Raw genomic sequence first — 20737 nt, 5'->3', positions numbered from 1 at the left:
TTCGCGATCTCCCACAACCCGTCCGGAACAATCCAACTCCACGTATCCCGCCCCATGAACAGTCCAACGAGCCAGCACCACATAGGACACGGTCTAAGGGCGGTGGTCTCCTCCGGGGCGGGCTCAGGGCAGGCATGAAGGACCTCGCCGACAGCCCACCGACCAAGGCACGGGACGGGCACACCAAGGATCCCGACGGCAAGGGCAAACAGTGCAGTGAGACGAAGTGCGACGGAGACCCGGTCGACGTCGCGAACGGCCGTGTGCTCCTGCCGCAGACGGACATCGTCCTCGCAGGCTCCCTGCCTCTGGTGTTCCGGCGTTCCTTCGACTCCTCGTACCGAGCGGGTGGCTGGTTCGGTCCGACCTGGTCCAGCACCGTCGATCAGCGCCTGGAGATCGACTCCGAGGGCATCGTCTTCGCCTGCGACGAAGGCAGTCTGCTCGCCTACCCACACCCCGCGCCCGGCGTCCCCATGCTGCCCACGCACGGCAGGCGCTGGCCCCTGGACCGTACGGACCACGGCTACACGGTCAGCGACCCTGACACCGGACGGGTCTGGCACTTCACCGACCACACCGACGAACTGGCCCTCCTGGTGCAGCTCGACGACCGCAACGGCCGCTGGATCACTTTCGACCGCGACGAGTCCGGCGCCCCGACATCGCTCGTGCACCACAGCGGCTACCACCTGAAGCTCACGACGGACGAGGGCAGGGTCACCGCGCTGCACCTCGCGGGTGCCGCCGCCGACGGCTCGGACCAGGAGATCCTGCGGTACGGCTACACGGACGGCCATCTGACCGAGGTCATCAACTCCTGTGGCCGGCCGGTGCGGTTCGGCTACGACGACCTCGGCCGCATGACGTCGTGGACCGACACCAACGGCAGCCACTACGACTACGTCTACGACCACCTCGACCGGTGCGTGTACCAGTCCGGTACGAACGGCCATGTCGAATCCCACTTCACCTGGGACGACACCGACCCGGACACCGGCCTTCGGACGACCTCGATGACCGACGGTCTGGGCCACACCAAGCGCTATGTGATCAACGAGCGTCAGCAGGTAGTCGCCGAGATCGACGCGAACGGCGCCGTCACCCGCTTCGAGTTCGACCCGTTCAACCGGCTCCTCGCCACCGCCGACCCGCTCGGCCACGTGACGAGCACGTCGTACGACGAGGCCGGTCGGCCGGTGACCGTGCGGCGTCCGGACGGCCGGGAACTGTCGGTCGAGTACGACGGACTGGGACTGCCGCTGCGCGTCCGGGACGCCGACGGGACGGTGGTGCGCCGGACTTACGACGAACGCGGCAACCGCACCTCAGCCACCGACGCCTCGGGCGCGACCACGCACTTCACTTACGACGAGGCCGGACACCTGATATCGGTGACGGACGCTGGTGGCCACACCAGCCGCGTGCGCTGTGACCAGGCAGGTCTTCCCGTCGAGATCACCGATCCACTGGGCGCGACGACTCATTACGAACGGGATGCCTTCGGCAGGCCGGTCGCCCTCACCGACCCGCTCGGGGCGCTCACCCGGCTGGAATGGACGGTCGAGGGCAAGGTCGCACGACGCGTCGAAACGGACGGCAGTGCGCAGTCGTGGACCTACGACGGCGAGGGCAACTGCACCCGCCACACAGATGCCATGGGCGGTGTCACCACCTTCGAGTACACGGACTTCGACCTCCTCGTGGCCCGGACGGGGCCGGACGGTGTGCGGTACGAGTTCTCGCACGACACCAATCTGCGTCTGACGCGGGTCACCAATCCGCAGGGCCTGACCTGGTCGTACGAGTACGACCCGGCGGGCCGGCTCATATCGGAGACCGACTTCGACGGCAGGGCTCTCGGCTACGCGTACGACGCGGCGGGGCAACTGGCGTCCCGGACGAACGGCCTCGGCCAGAGCGTGCGGTTCGAGCACAATGCACTGGGCCAGATCACCCGCAAGGACGCCGAGGGCTCCGTCACCACCTACGAGTACGACGTCTTCGACGAACTCGCGACGGCGGCGAACCAGGACGCGACGCTGACTCGGTTGCGCGACCGCTACGGACGGCTCAGGTCCGAGTCGGTGAACGGCCGCGACCTGTCCTTCGCCTACGACGTCCTGGGCCGCCGAACGGGCAGGACGACACCGGGCGGGGCCGTCAGCAGCTGGTCGTACGACGCGGCGGGCCGCCGTACGGAGCTGACGACCTCGGGACGCACAGTCGCGTTCGAGCGCGATGCGGCCGGGCAGGAACTCGCCCGCCGCATCGGCGAGACCGTCGCGATCCACCACACCTTCGACCCGATGGGCCGACTGACGGACCAGCATGTCGCCGGCGCGAGCGGCAGCCTCCAGCGGCGCGGCTACACGTACCGTGCCGACGGCTACCTCGTCGGCATCGACGACCAGCTTGCCGGTGCGAGGACCTTCGACCTGGACACGGCCGGACGCGTCACCGCGATCCACGCGTCCAACTGGACCGAGCGCTACGCCTACGACACGGCGGGCAACCAGACCGAGGCATCCTGGCCCACCACGCACCCCGGCCAGGAAGCCACTGGCCCCCGCGCCTACACAGGCACCCGTATCACTCGCGCCGGCAACGTCCGCTACGAGCACGATGCCCAGGGCCGCATCGTCCTGCGCCAGAAGACCCGCCTGTCCCGCAAGCCGGACACTTGGCGCTACGAATGGGACGCGGAGGACCGGCTCACCTCCGTGACCACCCCGGACGGCGCGGTCTGGCGCTACCAGTACGACGCCCTGGGCCGCCGCATCGCCAAGCAACGCCTCGCCGACGACGGCGTCACCGTCATCGAGCAGGTCTCCTTCACCTGGGACGGCGCGACCCTCTGCGAACAGACCACCGAGTCCGCAGAACTCCCCAACCCGGTCTCCCTGACCTGGGACTACGACGGCCTGCACCCGCTCACCCAAACAGAGCGCATCCTGTCGGCCGATGCCCCACAGGAGTCGATCGACGAGCGCTTCTTCGCCATCGTCACCGACCTGGTCGGCACCCCGAACGAACTCATCGACGAGTCGGGCGAACTGGCGTGGCACACGCGGAGCACTCTGTGGGGAACGACGACCTGGGCGACGTCCAGCACGGCCTACACGCCGCTGCGCTTCCCGGGACAGTACTTCGACCCGGAGACGGGGCTCCACTACAACTTCCACCGGCACTACGACCCTGAGACAGGGAGGTACCTGACACCGGATCCGATGGGCCTCTCCCCGTCACCCAATCCCTCCGCCTACGTCCCCAATCCGCATACGTGGACTGACCATCTGGGGTTGTCACCGTGCCCGGAGGATGATGAGGATGTACAACCGATATTCAAGGCACCCCAGAGAGGGCAAGGGGATTTCCAAGAGCTACACGGTTACCTGAAGGAGAATTTCCCAGGCGGCCCCAATGATCCGTACTTCAATGGCATGGTGTACTTCGCCAAGGAGCGCTCATTGCCCGAAACAAAATACGCCCCGTTCTACGGCGAGGGGGTCATTGAGATACGGATCCCGAGGGCAGATTACGACGCCAAGTTCAAAGGGTACGAGAAACCCTACGAGGGCGGCCCATTGATCGAGCTAGAAATCCCGAATACCGCCGTGGAAGAACTCAACCAATACCCAAGGATCCGGCACCGATGACGAACGAGCACGCTTGGCAGGAAGCCAAGCGACGATACCCTCTCGGCGCAAGCGCCCGGGGCAAGGTGAAGGCGCGATTCAATTTTGGCGTATTTCTCACTTTGGAGGGCGCGCCCGACGTGAATGGCTTCATCGATCTCAGCTCCTACAATCCTTCGACCACCGAAGAAGACCCTCCGACGCCCTTGCCGGAGGTGGGCGAAATAGTGGAGGGCACCGTGGTCGATCTGGTCGATCGCGACAAACAGATCCGGATACGCGTGGGAACGCCGTTCTGGGAGCGAAAGGTGTAACGCTCCCAGAATCGAGTTCCCGAACTTCCCCAGGAAGCGCGAGGACGAGAGCGCAGGCCCGTTCACCGCTCTTCATCAGCACAGCGAACCTGTGGGCAATGGTGGTGGCCGAAGCCTCGCGACACTCTTCGCGTTCCATGGTGTTCAGCACGGCCGCACCGCTCGATTACCTGGCGCTCGGTCCTTGTAGGCCGTCCGATCGGTGTCGGCGGGTGAGGGCATCGGGGGCGGTCGAATCATCTTCAGTGCGCGGATCTCATGCATCACCGACACCCGGCCCCCGCCACGTCGGGCACCGAAGTGTCCGTCATGCATGACAACGGTCCTTGCGAAACATCACATTGAGCCCAGACCGAGGTGCCCGTCTGGAGGGGAAGTCCCGAGGAGCCACCGTAGCCCCGCGCGGGAACGTCCCGAGGCGTCAGACGTACTCGGCGTAGGCGTCCAGCACCCTCAGGACCTCCGTCTCCCCCGCCGGGGGGAGCTGGAGGACGACCTCCTCGAAGCCCAGTTCCGCGTAGTGGGCCAGCTTGCCCGCCGAGGGGAGGACCGCGTAGGGGACGATCTGGAGCGTGCCCGGGTCGCGGCCCGCCTTTTCCCAGGCGTCGCGCAGGACCGGGACCGATTCCGTGAGGCCGCGGCCGCCGATCGGCATCCAGCCGTCCGCGTAGTCGACGATGTGGGAGAAGAGCTTCGGGCCCGCCGCGCCGCCGACGAGCACGCGCGGGGCGCCACCGCTGACCGGCTTCGGGTAGGCGTACGAGGCGCGGACCGAGCCGAAGTCGCCCTTGTACGCCGTCGGTTCGGCCGTCCACAGCGCCCGCATCAGGTGCATCCGGTCCAGGCTCAGCTCGCGCCGGGTGGCCCAGTCCACGCCGTGGTCCGCGGCCTCCTCCCTGTTCCAGCCGAAGCCGACGCCGAGGGTGAAGCGGCCACCGCTGACGTGGTCGAGGGTCGCGATCTGCTTGGCGAGGGCGATCGGGTCGTGCTGGGCGAGGAGCGTGATGCCGGTGCCGAGGCCGAGGTTCGTCGTGACCGCCGCGGCCTGGGCGAGGGCGACGAAGGGGTCGAGCGTACGGCCGTACTCGGGCGGGAGGTCGCCGCCCGCGGGGTACGGCGTGGCGCGCTCGACCGGGATGTGGGTGTGCTCGGGCAGGTACAGACCGGCGAAGCCGCGCTCCTCCAGCTCGCGCGCCAGCCGTACGGGCGTGATCGTCTCGTCCGTGAGGAAGATCGTGGTCGAGATCCGCATTCCGGCGCCTCCGCCTCCGTCGACTCTGGTGCGGGATCAAGCTACGCGGTACGGCGGGAGATTCCGAGGGTCCCGGAAGGCCATGTGGCGGCAACCGGCCAACCCCCTCCCCTTGCCGCGGGGTTCACGGCCGGGTACGAGGTTGTTCGGCACCACTGCGGCACCACTCCTGTCCCTCTCACCACCACCCGGGGAGCCGACGGCATGTGCAACGACGACTCGTTCATCAGCAGACGCGGACTGTTCGTGACGGGAGCCGCCGCGGCGCTTACGTTGAGCAGCGTGAGCTTCGCCGAAGCGGCCGACGCGGGAACGACGGCCACCACCAAGGTCGTACGCGGCACCCTGCCGCCCGGCTCGCCCGACTTCGTGTACCTCCCCGTCGAGGTCCCGCGCGGCGTCGCGGAGATCCGGGTGTCGTACACGTACGAGAAGCCGCAGGTCCCGGCCGGCACCCAGGGCAACGCGCTCGACATCGGCGTCTTCGACGAGCGCGGTACGGCACTCGGCGGCGAGGGCTTCCGCGGCTGGTCGGGCGGGGCACGGAGCGAGTTCATCATCCGGGGCGACGAGGCGACGCCCGGGTACATCGCGGGACCGGTCCGCGCCGGCACCTGGCACATCGCGCTGGGCCCGTACACGGTCGCGCCGGAGGGCCTGCCGTACGCGGTCACGATCACCCTCACGTACGGCCCCCGGGCCGCGACGCCGAAGCCGGTGTACCCGCCGGAGCGGGCCAAGGGGCGCGGCCGGGCCTGGTACCGCGGCGACTGCCATCTGCACTCCTGGTACTCGGACGGCCGCCGCACGCCCGCCGAGATCGCCGCCCTCGCCCGCGCCGCCGGGCTGGACTTCATCAACAGCAGCGAGCACAACACGCATGCGGCGCACGGCGCATGGGCGGACGTGGCCGGGGACGACCTGCTGATCCTCCTCGGCGAGGAGGTCACCACCCGCAACGGGCACGTCGTCGCGCTCGGCACCGACCCGGGGACGTTCGTCGACTGGCGCTACCGGGCGCGGGACAACCGTTTCGGCCACTACGCGCGCGAGATCCGTCGTGCCGGCGGCCTGGTCGTGCCCGCCCACCCGCACGCCACCTGCATCGGCTGCAACTGGAAGTTCGGCTTCGGCGAGGCGGACGCGGTGGAGGTGTGGAACGGCCCTTACACCCCCGACGACGAGGTGTCCCTCGCCGACTGGGACAGCATGCTCGTGGCCTCCGTGCGCTCGGGCCACCGCTGGACCCCGGCGATGGGCAGCAGCGACGCCCACCGTGACCCGGATCCCGTCGGCACCCCGCAGACCGTGGTCCTCGCCGACGACCTGACCCGTGAGGCCGTCCTGGACGGCATCCGCGCGGGCCGCTCGTACGTCGCCGAATCGTCGGCCGTCTCGCTCTCCTTCGCCGCGTACGGCGGCCGTGGGCGTCACGCGGGCATCGGCGAACGGCTCCGTGTCGACGCCGACGACCCGGTGACGGTCCGCCTGGAGGTCACCGGCGCGCCCGGCCGCACCGCCCGCATCGTCACCGACCAGGGCGTGCTCCACACGGCGACGCTCCCGGCGGAGGGCACGGGCACGGTGGAGTGGCGTACGACGGCGGCGTACGCGGCGTACGTACGGGCGGAGGTCCGGCACCCGGCGGTCGTGCCGATCCCGGGCCTTCCCGGGCCACTGGCGGCGTTCACGAACCCGGTGTTCCTGGGGGACGACTGACCGATCGACCGACCGACGGGCGGTCGGGCGGTTCCGGCGGTCGGGCGATTCCGGCGGACGGGCGGCTCGGGCGGGTGGCGGGAGGGTGGTCGGTCAGAGACCAGACCTGCGCGCGCGTATCCACCGTCCGATCGCGGCCGGTACGACGTAGAGCAGGGCCAGTGAGCCCAGGGCGAGGAAGAGTTCCAGGGCGTTGAGAAGGCCGCCCACGACGATCTGGAGGCCGGATATGTCGCTCCTGCGGCCGACGGCCTCCAGCAGGTCCTTGTCGTACGCGGCGACCGCGGACCAGCCCTGGAGGGTGAGCAGGCCGAGCGTGAGCCAGTAGGTCTGGTTGAGCCGGAACCAGCGGACGCGGTCCGTGCGGTTGCGGTCGGCGGCCAGCCAGAAGCACAGGCTCATCAGGGCCGCGGCCGCGAGCAGGCGCAGACCGCCCATGGCGCTCGGCAGCGCGAAGGCGAGGAGGAACGAGCAGGCCGCGAGGGGTGCGAGCCACATGAGCCCGATGCGGGGCCGGCCGAGGAATCCGCGGTACGGCCAGTCGCCCGCGGCGGGTTCGGGCGCCGAGGGCGGCCCCGCCGCAACGGCCCCCCGAGGCGGCCATGTCTGCGCCTTGACCGGAGGAGTGCCCGGGCCGGGTGGCGTGCCCGGGGCGCTGAGGGCCCTCGCGCTGCCCGGGCCGGGTGGCGTGCTCGGGCTGCTCGGCGCGCCGGGGGCGACGTTCGGATACGGGTTCTCGTACACCCGCGTCCTGGGCAGCGGAGGCGGAGCCGACAGCCGGGTCGCCGCCTCGTGAAAGCCCGCAGCGGCAGCGGGCGCAGGGCTCGAGGACCCGGCAGGTGCCTCCGCGGGAAGCCGGGGCGGGGTGTCGGGTCGGTCGGGGGTCGCCTGGGTGTCCAGGTTCAGGAGTTCCTCGGACGTGCGGGCGATCAGCGACGCGACCGGCGCCGGGAGCCAGGTGTCGGTCGTCGTGTCGAGCGCCCTCGCCCGCGCGACGAGGTCCGCGGCGGCCGGCCGGCGACCGGGGTCCGGATCGAGACAGTGCCGGACGAGTTCGTCCAGCGCCGGGTCCACGCCCGGCAGCGGTCCTGCGAGCGTGCCGCGCAGCGGGACCCGGCCGGTCGCCGCGAAGGCCACGGTCAGCCCGTAGCTGTAGATGTCGCTCGCCGCCGTGACCTGCTCGCCGTAGGCCTGCTCGGGCGACATGTAAGCCGGGGTGCCGAGACGTTCACCGTTCAGGGTCAGGACGGTGTCGAGGGCCGCGCGCACGATGCCGAAGTCGATGAGCCGGGGCCCGGCCGTGGAGAGCAGGACGTTCGACGGCTTGAGGTCACGGTGGACGAGTTCATGGCCGTGTACGTGCTCCAGCGTCGCGGCGAGATCGGCGGCGAACCGCCACAGCGCGTCGGCGGGCAGCGGCCCGAAGGTGTCGACGGCCTCCTGGAGCGAGGGGCCCGGCACGTACTCCGAGGCGTACCAGGGGTGCCGCTCGTCGGCCCCGGCGTCCACGAGCGGCACGGTGCCCGCCCCGGCGACGCGCCGGACGACCTCCACCTCGCGGCGGAAGCGTTCGCGGAAGCCGGGGAGGGCCGCCATGTCGGCGTGGACGAACTTGAGCGCCACGGACCGGCCGCCCGCGTTGCGCGCGACGTAGACGCGGCCCATGCCGCCTTCGCCGAGCCGCCCCAGGATGCGGTACTCCCCCACCGTGCGGGGATCCCGCGCGTCCAGTGCCTCCATCGGCTGTCCCTCGCGTGCCTGCCTGTCGTCGGACGGGGCATTGTCACACGCGCGGGTGAAGGGACGCCCTCGCGGCGAGTGAGGGGACACCCTCGCGGCCGGAGGGGGTCATGCCACCCAGCCGCTCGTGACGCCCAGCACGGCGGAACCGTCGAGGTCGTCGAGCTTGGTGCCGGTGAAGCCGCGCGCCCAGTCGGAGGTCTGGAGACGGAACGCCGGACGGTCCGCGGTCAGGGCCTCCAGTACGGTCTCCGCGACCTGCGCCGGGGTCTGGGCGGCGTTGAGGAACTGGGCGACGGTGCGGTTCACGTAGGCGTCGAGCGCGGGGGCGTACGGACCGGCGGCGGCGATCTCGGCCTCCAGATCGACCCCGATGTTGTTGACGAACTCGGTGGCCACGGCGCCCGGCTCGACGACGGACACGGCCACACCGACGGAGGCCGCCACCGGGGCGAGGCTCTCCATGTAGCCCTCGACGGCGAACTTCGCCGCGCAGTAAGCCTCGTTGAAGGGCTGTCCGACGACACCGCCGACGCTGGTGACGGTGATCAGCCGGCCGCCGGCGGAACGCAGATGGGGGAAGGCGGCCTTGGAGAGGTTGAGGACGCCGAAGAAGTTGACCTCCATGACGTCGCGGACGTCGGCGACGGTGTCGTTCTCCAGGGTGCCGAGGTGTCCGGCGCCGGCGTTGTTGATCACGGCGTCGAGCCGGCCGTGGTCGGCGATCACTCCGTCGACCGCGGCGGTCACCGAGGCCTCGTCGACGACGTCGAGCTGCCGGATGTCGAGCTCTACCCCGGCCTCGGCCGCGGCCTTGCGCAGGGCGTCGGCGCGGCCGGTGTCGCGGAGGGTCGCGACCGTGCGCCAGCCGGCCTTCGCCGCGGCCACGGCGGCGGCCAGGCCGATGCCGGAGGAGGTGCCGGTGATGAGGACGACCTTGGTGGGGGTGGCGGAAGACATGAGGGATCCCTTTCGGATCAGGACGTATCACCACACACCACTTCGGTGCGTGTACACACACCTTAAGCATTGCGTGTGCACACACGCAACCCGGTACGATCGGAGCATGGCGACCAGGAAACTCACCCCGGCGGAGATGTCCGAGGCCGACCACGCCTTCTACGGCCTGGTCTGGGCCGGAACCGTGCTGACCGAACGCGTGGACCGTGCCCTCACCAAGGCGCACGACCTGCCCGTGTCCTGGTTCGAGGTGATGCTGTGGCTCGCCAACAGCGAGGAACCGGTCGCCGCCTCCGTGCTCGGGAACAGCACCATGCTGAGCCGCAGCCAGGTGTCACGCGTTCTCGACGCCCTTCAGACGCGCGGACTGGTCTCCCGGACGCCCTCCGCTAGGGACGCCCGCTCCATCGAGGTGGCGCTCACCCCGGCGGGCCGCCGGCTCTTCGAGGAGGCCGACGCGACCCGCCGCGCCTGTCTGGCGCCGGTCTTCACCGATGTGCTCGACCAGCAGGACCTCGAAGCCCTCGGCGCGGTGTGGCGCAAGCTCAAGGCTCACAAGGACGCCTGACGCCGAGGGCCGCGGGGCGGCTCGGTGTGACACCCGGATCCACCGGCGGCACCCGGTCACCCCATATGCCACGTTCGAGGAGCGCGGCTGAGCGGTATGCCTGAGGGGTACCGATGACCTGCGCACGGGCTGCCGTCCGGCACCCTGCCACAGCCCGAGGGCCCCAGGAGAGCGGATGTCACACCCCGTCAGTTCCGCCGCCGCGTCCGGACAGCCGCCGCGGCACCGCCTCGTGGACACCCCGGGCGGCCGCATCCATCTGGTGGAACAGGGCTCGGGCCCTCTCGTCCTGATGGTCCACGGGTTCCCCGAGTCCTGGTACTCGTGGCGCCACCAGCTTCCGGTGATCGCCGCGGCGGGCTATCACGCGGTCGCGATCGACGTCCGCGGCTACGGACGGTCGTCGAAGCCCGTCGGGCAGGAGGCGTACGGGATGCTGGCCCACGTCGCCGACAACGTCGCGGTGGTGAAGGCTCTCGGCGCCGAGTCCGCGGTGATCGTGGGGCACGACTGGGGCTCGCCGATCGCCGCGAACACCGCCCTGCTGCGACCGGACCTCTTCACCGCCGTGGCTCTGCTCAGCGTGCCGTACGCGCCGCGGGGCGGGCTTCGCCCCACCGACGCGTTCGCGCGGCGCGGCGCGGGGGAGGAGTTCTACATCCAGTACTTCCAGACGCCGGGCCGGGCGGAGGCCGAGATCGAGCCGGACATCAGGTCCTGGCTGGCCGGGTTCTACGCCGGGGCCTCGGGCGAGGCGGAGCCGTCGGCCGACGGCCCCCGCTTCTTCGTCCCGGCGGGAGGAAGGCTCTGCGACCGGTTCCCCCGTGGTCCGCTGCCGTCCTGGCTCACCGATGAGGATCTGGACTTCTACGCCGGCGAGTTCGAGCGCGGCGGGCTGACCGGCCCGCTCAGCCGCTACCGCAACATCGACCGGGACTGGGCGGATCTCGCGGCCTGGGACGGGGCACCGATCACGCAGCCGTCCCTGTTCATCGGCGGGGAGCGCGACGGGCCCACCCTGTGGATGGCGGACGCCATCAAGGCCTACCCGACCACGCTTCCCCGTCTGGTGTCCTCCCACATCCTGGAGGGCTGCGGCCACTGGGTCCAGCAGGAACGGGCCGACGAGGTCGGCTCGCTGCTGGTCGACTGGCTGCGCGCACTGCCGGGCGGCCCCGGGCAGCGCTGAGCCCGGAAGGGCCCGGCCCGCGGGGGATACGGGCGGGCCCCTCCGGGCCGGAGGGCGCGTCAGTCCGCGATCACCAGCGAGGGGGTGTCCTTCGTCAGGACCTCGCCCCGGAAGAACGCCGGGCTGCGGCGCTGCATGACCAGCATGATCACCGCACCCAGGACCAGCAGGCCGACGCCGATCACGAAGACCGAGCCGACGCCGAAGACCGCGGAGCCGGAGCCGTACGCCGGGTCCCACATGTCGTAGAGCGTCTTGCCGAAGACCGCCGCGAGCAGGACGCCGCCGAGGACCGGGAAGAGACCCTTGAAGACGAAGTCGCGGCCGGAGCGGAAGAGTTCGCGGCGGAAGTACCAGGCGCAGGCGAAGGCGGTCAGCGCGTAGTAGAAGCAGATCATGAGGCCGAGCGCGTAGATGGTGTCGACCAGGACGTGCTCACTGACCAGGGTCATGATCGTGTAGAACGCGCCGGTGGCGATGCCCGCGACGATCGTGGCCTTGCCGGGGACCTTGTGGCGCGGGTGGACCTTCGCGAAGGACGCGGGCAGCGCCTCGTACGCGGACATCGCGAGCACCGTGCGGGCCACGGGGATGAACGTGGTCTGAAGGCTCGCGGCGGCCGAGGCGAGGACGGCGACGAAGAGCGCGATGCCGAGGACCGGGCCCATCACCGGGCCGGCCAGCGCGGCGAAGACGTTGTCGGAGGTCTCCGGGTTGGCGAGGCCGAGGCCCTTGTCACCGGAGCCCACGGCCATCTGCGCGGCGACACCGGTGGCGAGGTAGGAGCCGACCAGGACGACCATCGCGACGAGCGCGGCACGGCCGGGGGTCCGGTCGGAGCCGGTGGTCTCCTCGTTGGTGGAGAGGCAGGCGTCCCAGCCCCAGTACATGAAGATCGAGAGCGACAGGCCGGCGGTGAAGGCCGCGAAGGACTGGACCGCGAAGGGGTTCATCCAGGACCAGGAGAAGTCGAGGCCGGTGTCGAAGGCACCGCTGCCCGCCTTCTGGAGGGCCATCGCCACGAACACCGCGAGGACGACGAGCTGGAGGCCGACGAGCGCGTACTGCAGGCGCTTGGTGGCGGTCATGCCGCGGTAGCTGATCGCGGTGGCGACGGCGATCAGGGTGAGGCAGGTGAGGATGTGGACGGCCTTGTTGCCGTCGAGTGCGGCGATCGACTCGCTGCCCGTGATCTCACCGGCGAGCAGCCAGAAGTACGACGTCGCCACACCGGCGAGGTTGGAGAGCACGATGATCGTGGCGATCACCAGGCCCCAGCCGCACATCCAGCCCACCCGCGGGCCGAAGGCCTTCACGGTCCAGGTGAAGGAGGTGCCGGAGTCCGGCATCGCCCGGTTGAGCTCGCGGTAGGCGAAGGCGACGAGGAGCATCGGCAGGAAGCCGGCCAGGAACACGGCGGGCATCTGCAGGCCGACCTCGCCGGCCGTGGAGCCGAGCGTGGAGGTCAGGCAGTACACGGGGGCGACCGTCGAGATGCCGATGACGGCACTGCCGAGGAGGCCGACGGAATTCTTCTCCAGCCCCTTGGCCAGGACGCCCCCATCAGTGCGTCCCCGTACCGTGTCTCCGACCTGGGGCCGCGTCTCCAGCTGAGTCATGAACAGGACGTTAAACGCTGCGGTTCCCGTATCCGGAGGATCGATCTCCGAATACTGGGCCTTCGATATCGCCATCACCACGAGAAGTCGATCGACGATCCAAAGGCCTAGCGGGCACCACTCGAATCATTCGCAGGCGCCGCACGGATTACTCCGAGTTACGGAAACCGCAGCCATGACCGCTTTGTCCTATTTCGAAAATTTCCCGTGCGGTTCACATCTCATCCACCCGGCCACACGATCGCCTGCAGCTCGCTGTACGCGTGCAGCGCGTACGAGCCCACGTCCCGCCCCACGCCGCTCTTCTTGAAACCGCCGAACGGCGCCTCCATGTTCCGGCCGATCGTGTTGATCCCGACCCCGCCGGCCCGCAGCCGCCGCGCCACCCGGAAGGCCCCCGCCACGTCGCCCGACCACACGTAGTCGATCAGTCCGTAGTCGCTGTCGTTGGCGAGGGCGATGCCCTCCTCCTCGTCCTCGAACGGCACGACGACCACGACCGGGCCGAAGATCTCCTCCCGCACCACACGCATTTCGTTGGTGCAGTCGGCGAAGAGCGTCGGCGCGACATAGAAACCGCGCGCGGCGTCGGGGCGCTCGCCGCCCACGACCAGTCGCGCGCCCTCCTTCTTCCCCAGCTCGACGTACGACTCGATCCGCTCCCGGTGGGCCGCGGAGATCACCGGGCCGACCACCGTGCCCGGCTCCGCCGGATCGCCGACCTTCATGAAGCCGACGAAGCCCGTCAGCTTCTCCACCAGCCGCTCGTAGATGCCCCGCTGGGCCAGCACCCGGGTCGGCGCGGTACAGATCTGGCCGCTGTAGAAGGCGAACGTCGTGCCGATGCCCATGACCGCGGAGTCGAGGTCGGCGTCGTCGAAGACGACCGCCGCGCCCTTTCCTCCCAGCTCCATCAGCTGCCGCTTCATGCCGCGCCCGCACACCTCGCCGATGCGCTGGCCGACGGCCGTGGAGCCGGTGAAGCTGACCATGTCGACGTCCGGTGAGTCGACCGCCGCCTCCCCCACCTCCCTCCGGGACCCGCTCACCACATTGACCACCCCGGGCGGCGCGCCCGCCTCCGCGAGCGCCTCCGCCATCCGGTAGACCGACAGCGGGTCCTGCGGCGCCGGCTTCACGACGACCGTGTTGCCCATCGCGAGCGCCGGCGCGACCTTGCCCGCCGGATTCGCCCAGGGGTTGTTGTACGAGGTGATGCACGTGACCACACCGACCGGGCGGCGGGCGGCGAGCGCGCCGAAGATCCCCGCCCGGCCCATCGGGCCCGCCTCGTTGATCTGCGGCGGCAGGCCCTGCTCGACCGGCTCCAGCGCGCCCTTGGCGTACCGGCGGAAACGGGACACCCCGACCGCGACCTGCATCCCGCGGGCCGTGCCGGTCGTCGCGCCCGTCTCGGCGCGTGCGAGGTCGGCGTACGCGTCGAACTCCCGCTGGATGACGTCCGCGGCGCGGTCCAGGACGGCAGCCCGCTCCTCGGGGGCCGTACGGGACCATGCGTCGAAGGCGTCCCGGGCGGCGGCCGCCGCCTCGTACACCTGGTCGCGGCTCGCCTCGGGAGCGAGACCGACGACCTCCTCGGTGGCCGGATCGACGACCTCGTAGTGGCCGCGGTCCGGTTCGACCCACTCCCCTCCCACATACAGCCGCTGCGCCGCCCTCTTCGTGGTCACCTCGTGCTTCCTGGTCACCTCGTGCTCACCGTCCTGGTGTCGCGGCCCGAGCGCAGCACCTTGCCGGGTACCGCGCCCGTCACCTCGTCGTCGCGGATCGCCTCGACGCCGTTGACGCGAACGGACACGATGCCGATCGCCCGCGAGTCCAGCCGCGGGCTGTCCCCGGGCAGATCGTGGACCAGGGTGGCCGGGCCGGCGTCGATCCGCTCCGGGTCGAAGAGGACCAGGTCCGCGTGGAAGCCCTCGACGATCCGGCCCCGCTCCCGCAGGCCGAACAGCTGCGCCGGGTCGTCGGTGAGCATCTTCACCGCCTCTTCGAGGGTGGCGAGTCCGCGTCCGCGCAGACAGTCGCCGATGAAGCGGGTCGTGTACGGCGCCCCGCACATCCGGTCCAGGTGCGCGCCCGCGTCGGAGCCGCCGAGCATGACGTCCTCGTGCTGCCAGGTCTCGGCGCGCAGTGTCCAGCTGGCCTGGTCGTTGTCGGTGGGCATCGGCCACAGGATCGTGCGCAGTTCGTCGTTGGCGCAGATCTCGACGAGGCACTGGAAGGGGTCCTGGCCGCGTTCCGCTGCGATGTCGCGCACGACGCGTCCGGTGAGGCCCTCGTTCTCCGCGGAGTACGTGTCGCCGATGACGTACCGCTCGAAGTTGGCGAGCCGGCGGAACACTCCGGCCTCCTTGGAGGCGGCGCGGCGCAGCATCTCCGCGCGGACCTCCGGGTCGCGGAGCCTCACGATCCGCTCCGGGACGGGCAGCGCGAGGATCTCGCCCCAGCCGGGGATGAGGTTGAGCGCGCAGAAGGTGCCCAGCGACATGTTCATGGGGGTGAGGATCGGCATGGTGAGCGCGACGATCCGGCCGCCTGCCTTGCGGGCGCGTTCGGAGGGGATGAGCTGGCGCGGGACGCGTTCGGGGACGGCGGCGTCGATGGTCAGGACGTTCCAGTTGAGCGGGCGGCCCGCGGCGGCGCTCATCTCGACGAGCAGATCGATCTCGTCGTCCGAGAACTGGTCGAGGCAGCCCGCGACGATCGCCTCCAGCTGGGTGCCTTCGTGTTCCGCGACGGCCCGGGAGAGGGCGAGCAGTTCGGCGGGCTCGGCGTGCCGGGAGGCGACGGGCTTTCCATCCCCGTCGGAGTGGGTGGACGACTGGGTGGTGGACAGTCCCCAGGCGCCGGCGTCCATCGCGTCGTGGAAGAGCGTGAGCATCTGCTGCAACTGCTCGTCACTGGGCCGGCCGCCGACGGCGTCCGGGCCCATGACGTGCCGGCGCAGGGCGCAGTGCCCCACCATGAAGCCCGCGTTGACGGCGATACGGCCCTCCAGCGCGTCCAGATACTCACCGAACGTGTGCCAGCTCCAGGGCGCGCCCTCTTCCAGGGCGACCAGCGACATGCCTTCGACCTTGGACATCATGCGGCGCGTGTAGTCGGCGTCCTCGGGGCGGTCGGGGTTGAGCGGCGCGAGGGTGAAGCCGCAGTTGCCGCCGGCGACGGTCGTCACGCCGTGGTTCAGGGACGGGGTGGCGTACGGGTCCCAGAACAGCTGGGCGTCGTAGTGCGTGTGGGGGTCGACGAATCCGGGGGCGAGGACGAGCCCGGTCGCGTCCTCGACCGACCCGGCCTCCTCGGTGACGGTGCCCGGCTCGGCGATCACGGCGATGCGTCCGTCACGGATGCCGACGTCGGCGCGGTAGGCGGGGGCGCCGGTGCCGTCGACGACGGTTGCGCCCTTGATCAGGTGGTCGAGCATGACGTGGCGTCCCTTCGCGTGCGGTGAGGTCGGGGTGCGGAGAGTCGGCGTGCGGTGAGTCGGCGTGCGGTGAGCCGGGTGCGGTGCGTTGAGGTGCGGTGCGTTGAGGTGCGGTGAGCCGGGGTTTGCGGCCGTGGGCGTGGGCGTGGCCCGGTCGGAGGGCTCCGCGGCCGGCCGCGGCCGCGTGGCCCTCCGGCCGGGCGGCGCGGACGGCGATCCGGGAAGACGTCGCCCGCGGTCTGTGGTGGGACGGGGAGGAGCCGCTGCGCGGGGCGACAGCCCGGCAGGAAGCCGAGCCCCCGCCTGCCCGGTTCGGGAGCAGGCCGCACCGGGAGGGGCGGGGACGAGCCTCGTGCGCGGATGGGGGTGCGGGGGTGGAGCGCCCGGTCAGGCGGACTCGCGGAAGCGGGTGGTCCGGTGCACCGGGTCCGTGTCGATCTTCGGGATCACATGCTCGCCCACCAGCCTGATCGTCTGCAGCGTCGCCTCCTTCGAGATCCCGATCGGCAGCCCGAACGACAGCTGGTCCGCCCCCGCCTGTTCCCAGCGCTTGCACTGCGCCAGCACCTCGTCCGGGTCGCCGCAGATCAACAGCTCCTCGGCGATGAGGAGTTCGATGATCTCCTCGTTGTACTCGGGCAGCGTCTCGGGCCAGGCGGGGAAGCCCTCGGGCCGCGGGAAGGTGTCGTGGTAGCGGAAGACGAGCGACGGCAGGTAGTGCAGTCCGCCGCCGACCGCGATCCGTACGGCCTCCTCGTGCGTCGGTGCGCAGATCGCCGTCGTCGTCACCATCACGTTGTCGTTGACGTAGTCACCGATCGGCTCGGCGTCGACGATCGCCGTCTTGTACTGCTCCAGCACCCACTCCATGTCGGAGACCTTCTGGACGCTGAAGCCCAGCACCCCGAGCCCCTTCTTCGCGGCCATGGCGTACGAGGGCGGGGACCCGGCCGCGTACCACATCGCCGGGTGGGACTTGCCGTACGGCTTCGGCAGCACCTTGCGCGGCGGGAGCTGCCAGTGCTTCCCCTGGAAGCCCTGGTACTCCTCCTGGAGCCACATCTTGGGGAACTCGGCGATGGTCTCTTCCCAGATCTCCTTGGTGTAGTTCATGTCGGTGACACCAGGGATGAACCCGAGGATCTCGTGCGAGCCGGCGCCGCGCCCGGAGCCGAACTCATGGCGCCCCTCGCTGAGATGGTCGAGCATCGCGACCTTCTCGGCGACCTTCACCGGGTGGTTGACCTGCGCGAGCGGGTTGAAGATGCCGGACCCCAGGTGGATCCGCTCGGTCGCGTGGGCGAGATAGCCGAGGAAGACATCGTTCGCGGAGAGGTGCGAGTACTCCTCCAGGAAGTGGTGCTCGGAGGCCCAGGCGTACTTGAAGCCGGACTTGTCCGCCTGGATGACGTACTCGGTCTCCTCCATCAGCGCCTTGTGCTCGGCGAGCGGGTCGGTCTCGGCGCGCTTGCCGACGTAACCCTGAACAAAGAGCCCGAATTCCATGGGGGTCCCACCACCGTCCCTACGTTTCTGACGTACCGTCAGATCTGACGGCACCGACTGTTCCACCGTGCGACCGCACCGTCAATAGCTGACGAAGCGTCAGAACACGCTGACTCCGGCCAGCCAGCCGCCGTCGATGACGAACGGCTGACCCGTGATGTACGAGGAGTCCTCGCAGGACAGGAAGAGCGCGAGCCGCGCCACCTCCTCCGGCTGCCCGACCCGGCCCAGCGGCACCAGCTTCCGGTACAGCTCGTCCAGCGCGTCCGGGTCCGCGCCGTCCGGGTTGCTCATCGGGGTGTCCACGGCGCCCGGGCACACGGCGTTGACCCGGATCTTCCTCGGGGCGAGCTCCATCGCGGCCACCCTGGTCAGACCGAGGATGGCGTGCTTGGTCGCCGCGTAGGCGCCGACGTAGGACATGCCGGTGAGCGCCGTGTACGAGGCGGTGTTGACGATCGTGCCGCCGCCGGCCGCCTCGATCTCGGGCGCGAGGGTCTTGATGCCCAGGAAGGCGCCGATCTGGTTGACCTGGATGATCTGCTGGAACTCTTCCAGGGGCGTGCTCACCAGCTCGTTGAAGCGCAGGATGCCGGCGTTGTTCACCAGTCCGTCGATACGGCCGAAGGCGTTCTTGGCGGCGGTGACGGCGGCCGCCCAGTCGGCCTCGCGGCTCACGTCGAGACGCACGTACAGTCCGCCGAGCTCCTTGGCCACGGCCTCGCCCTGGTCGTCCAGGACGTCGCCGAGAACGACCTTCGCACCCTCCGCCGCGAAGAGCCGGGCCTCCTGCTCACCCTGTCCGCGCGCCGCGCCCGTGATGAGGACGACGCGTCCGTCCAGCTTTCCCATGCCCGTACTCCTAACGATCGAGGTCGAGGTGCGGAGCGACGTCGGCGGCGAAGGCCGCCATCTGGTCGGTGAGTTCACTGCGGCTCCGGCTGCGGAACCGCACCTGGATCTGGTCCACGCCCATCGCGCCGTACTGGCGCAGCGACTCGGCGAGGGCTTCCGGCTTGCCGGTCAGCGCGCGCCGGCCGACGTCCCAGCCGGCGTCGCCGACGTACAGCGGCTCGGTGATCGCGCCGATCTCGATCGGATCGGTGACGCCCGCGGCCTCGCGTAGCGTCCTGAGTCTCGCGATCTGGGCGGGAAGCCGGTCACGCGGATCACCCTGCGGCAGCCAGCCGTCGCCCCTCACGGCCGCGCGGCGTACGGCGGCGGGCGAGGAGCCGCCGACCCAGAGGGGTATGCGGGCCTGGGCGGGCCGGGGCTTCTGCCCGAGCCCCTCGAAGGCGAAGCGCTCGCCCGCGAAGCTCGGGAACTCCTCCGGCCCGAGCGCCGCCCGGAGCGCGTCGATCGTCTCGTCGAGCACGGGCCCACGCCGCTCGAAGTCGGCCCCGAGCACCTCGAACTCCTCCTGTACGTGCCCGGCACCGACGCCGAGGATCAGCCGGCCGGCGGAGAGGTGATCGAGGGTCGCGTACTGCTTGGCGCTCAGGAGCGGGTGGCGCAGCCCGACGACGGCGACATGGCTGAGCAGGCGTACCCGCTCGGTGGCGGCGGCAAGGAAGGAGAGCGTGGCGACGGGGTCGTACCAGACCGTGGACATCGCGCCCGCGAGCCGGCGCGGGATCGCGACGTGCTCGCAGACGGCGATGTACGCGAAGCCCGCGCGGTCGGCGGCACGGGCGATCTCGACGAGATCGCCGGGTCCGGCGGCGGCCTCCCAGGACTCGGCGTAGATGGTGCTCTGCGACTGGACCGGGAGCTGCATCCCGTAGACCACCATGATCGGTCCCCTTGATCTGACGATCCGTCATATTCGATGGATCCCCATGGTCTTGGCTGACGCGTCATCAGACAAGGGGTGTGCGGGCCTCCGGGCGTTCGGCCGTCGGCCCGCGGGCGAACGTGGGCTCCCCGGGGGCCACGACCCGGACGGCCGCGCGGCCGGGGCCACGAGCCGGACCGCTGCGGGGCCGGCGGCCGGGGCTGCGAGGAGCCCCGGCCGCTCCGGCCGCCCTGGCTGCCCTGGCCGTGCCCTTGGCCGCGCGAGGAGCGCCGGCTGTCGGTGGTCAGCCCAGCAGGGCGTACACCGTCGAGGCGCGGGCGGCGGGCTCGTTCGCGTCGGTCGCCGTCATGGTGATGTCCGCGAAGGCCATTCGCTTGCCGAGCTTGGAGAGGCGGGCGTCGATCAGGACGTCCGCCCCGGTCACCGCGCGCTGGAAGGTGGTCGACTGCTGGACCGTCGTCATGGGGACGAAGGCACCGCGGGCCGAGGAGACGGCGATCACCGTCGCGGTGTCGGCCGCGGCCATCAGCGCCTGGCCGGACAGGGCACCGCCCTCGCGGGCGAGGCGATCCGTCCAGGGCAGCCGAAGGACGGCGTGGAGGGCACCCGTCTCGACCACGGCCAGTCCGAGGTCGAGCACCCAGGGGGCGAAGTTGTCGGCGAGGATCTTGTCGGCATCGGCCGGCGTGAGCGTCATGTGCCGATGGTGGCGCCGTCCGTGGGCGGGTGTCCACGACATGCGCGCAATGACCCCGACCTGTCCAAAACAGCCATGCCCCCGTCCGGAACAGCTGTGACTCGTCCATAACGGCCGCGACCCGTCCGGAATGACCCCGGCCCGTCCGGGGCGTGGGCAAGTCCGAGGCGTGAACGGCAACGTCGCCGACCTCTCCGCCATCGGCTTCGACAACAAGATCGCGGCCGTGTTCCTCGGCTGATCCCGCCCCGACGGCACGCCGGACAGCGGTCGCTCCCCTCCTCGGGCAGCGGCC

14 protein-coding genes and 1 pseudogene are annotated in these 20737 nt (G+C 70.5%); 5 read left to right on the top strand and 10 right to left on the bottom strand.

Annotation, left to right across the window (positions count from 1 at the left end):
- Both ACIQMR_RS24570 and ACIQMR_RS24565 read left to right on the top strand, forming a co-directional pair.
- A pseudogene (locus ACIQMR_RS24570) lies at positions 1-3324 on the top strand (DUF6531 domain-containing protein); the annotation flags it as partial.
- A gap of 331 nt (positions 3325-3655) precedes the next feature.
- Positions 3656-3952 carry a hypothetical protein gene (locus ACIQMR_RS24565; RefSeq protein WP_401391019.1) on the top strand — a complete coding sequence of 99 codons (297 nt, stop codon included), beginning with the start codon at positions 3656-3658 and terminating at the stop codon, positions 3950-3952.
- A 421-nt stretch (positions 3953-4373) separates the two neighbouring features.
- Here the strand turns inward: ACIQMR_RS24565 and ACIQMR_RS24560 are convergent, their stop codons facing one another.
- Positions 4374-5204: an LLM class F420-dependent oxidoreductase gene (locus tag ACIQMR_RS24560; RefSeq protein ID WP_401391016.1), complete on the bottom strand. Its 831-nt coding sequence runs from the start codon at positions 5202-5204 to the stop codon at positions 4374-4376.
- 204 nt (positions 5205-5408) lie between these two features.
- Between ACIQMR_RS24560 and ACIQMR_RS24555 the strand changes: the two genes are divergently transcribed.
- Positions 5409-6923, top strand: a complete 1515-nt coding sequence (locus tag ACIQMR_RS24555; RefSeq protein ID WP_401391013.1) for a CehA/McbA family metallohydrolase — start codon at positions 5409-5411, stop codon at positions 6921-6923.
- Positions 6924-7016: 93 nt separating this feature from the next.
- On the opposite strand, the gene ACIQMR_RS24550 is transcribed toward ACIQMR_RS24555, so the two are convergent.
- Both ACIQMR_RS24550 and ACIQMR_RS24545 read right to left on the bottom strand, forming a co-directional pair.
- A complete protein-coding gene (locus tag ACIQMR_RS24550) occupies positions 7017-8663 on the bottom strand; it encodes a serine/threonine-protein kinase (protein WP_401391010.1) in 1647 nt (548 codons plus the stop codon).
- Positions 8664-8771: 108 nt separating this feature from the next.
- On the bottom strand, positions 8772-9623 hold the full coding sequence (locus ACIQMR_RS24545) for an SDR family NAD(P)-dependent oxidoreductase (RefSeq protein WP_401391007.1): 852 nt from the start codon (positions 9621-9623) through the stop codon (positions 8772-8774).
- A gap of 106 nt (positions 9624-9729) precedes the next feature.
- On the opposite strand from ACIQMR_RS24545, the gene ACIQMR_RS24540 reads away from it, so the two are divergent.
- On the top strand, positions 9730-10191 hold the full coding sequence (locus ACIQMR_RS24540) for a MarR family winged helix-turn-helix transcriptional regulator (protein ID WP_401391004.1): 462 nt from the start codon (positions 9730-9732) through the stop codon (positions 10189-10191).
- A 175-nt stretch (positions 10192-10366) separates the two neighbouring features.
- The gene (locus tag ACIQMR_RS24535) at positions 10367-11380 is read left to right on the top strand and encodes an alpha/beta fold hydrolase (RefSeq protein ID WP_401391001.1); all 1014 of its coding nucleotides are present in this window, start codon (positions 10367-10369) and stop codon (positions 11378-11380) included.
- A 59-nt stretch (positions 11381-11439) separates the two neighbouring features.
- On the opposite strand, the gene ACIQMR_RS24530 is transcribed toward ACIQMR_RS24535, so the two are convergent.
- The 7 genes from ACIQMR_RS24530 to ACIQMR_RS24500 all read right to left on the bottom strand — a co-directional run bounded on the left by ACIQMR_RS24530 (position 11440) and on the right by ACIQMR_RS24500 (position 20442).
- Positions 11440-12999, bottom strand: a complete 1560-nt coding sequence (locus ACIQMR_RS24530; RefSeq protein ID WP_401390999.1) for an APC family permease — start codon at positions 12997-12999, stop codon at positions 11440-11442.
- Between the two features lie 221 nt (positions 13000-13220).
- A complete protein-coding gene (locus ACIQMR_RS24525) occupies positions 13221-14690 on the bottom strand; it encodes an aldehyde dehydrogenase family protein (protein WP_401390996.1) in 1470 nt (489 codons plus the stop codon).
- A 14-nt stretch (positions 14691-14704) separates the two neighbouring features.
- Positions 14705-16444 carry an amidohydrolase family protein gene (locus ACIQMR_RS24520; RefSeq protein WP_401390994.1) on the bottom strand — a complete coding sequence of 580 codons (1740 nt, stop codon included), beginning with the start codon at positions 16442-16444 and terminating at the stop codon, positions 14705-14707.
- A 387-nt stretch (positions 16445-16831) separates the two neighbouring features.
- The gene (locus ACIQMR_RS24515; protein ID WP_266379103.1) at positions 16832-17950 is read right to left on the bottom strand and encodes an LLM class flavin-dependent oxidoreductase; all 1119 of its coding nucleotides are present in this window, start codon (positions 17948-17950) and stop codon (positions 16832-16834) included.
- A gap of 99 nt (positions 17951-18049) precedes the next feature.
- Positions 18050-18802: an SDR family NAD(P)-dependent oxidoreductase gene (locus ACIQMR_RS24510; protein WP_401390991.1), complete on the bottom strand. Its 753-nt coding sequence runs from the start codon at positions 18800-18802 to the stop codon at positions 18050-18052.
- A gap of 10 nt (positions 18803-18812) precedes the next feature.
- Positions 18813-19742: an LLM class F420-dependent oxidoreductase gene (locus tag ACIQMR_RS24505; protein WP_401390988.1), complete on the bottom strand. Its 930-nt coding sequence runs from the start codon at positions 19740-19742 to the stop codon at positions 18813-18815.
- Between the two features lie 286 nt (positions 19743-20028).
- Positions 20029-20442 carry a PaaI family thioesterase gene (locus ACIQMR_RS24500; RefSeq protein ID WP_401390985.1) on the bottom strand — a complete coding sequence of 138 codons (414 nt, stop codon included), beginning with the start codon at positions 20440-20442 and terminating at the stop codon, positions 20029-20031.
- Positions 20443-20737: the final 295 nt, after the last annotated feature.

The sequence above is a fragment of the Streptomyces sp. NPDC091376 genome, assembly GCF_044757085.1.
Classification (GTDB): Bacteria; Actinomycetota; Actinomycetes; order Streptomycetales; family Streptomycetaceae; genus Streptomyces; species Streptomyces pratisoli.
Note: the sequence above shows the minus strand (reverse complement) of the source record. Positions and strands in the feature narration are given on the sequence as shown.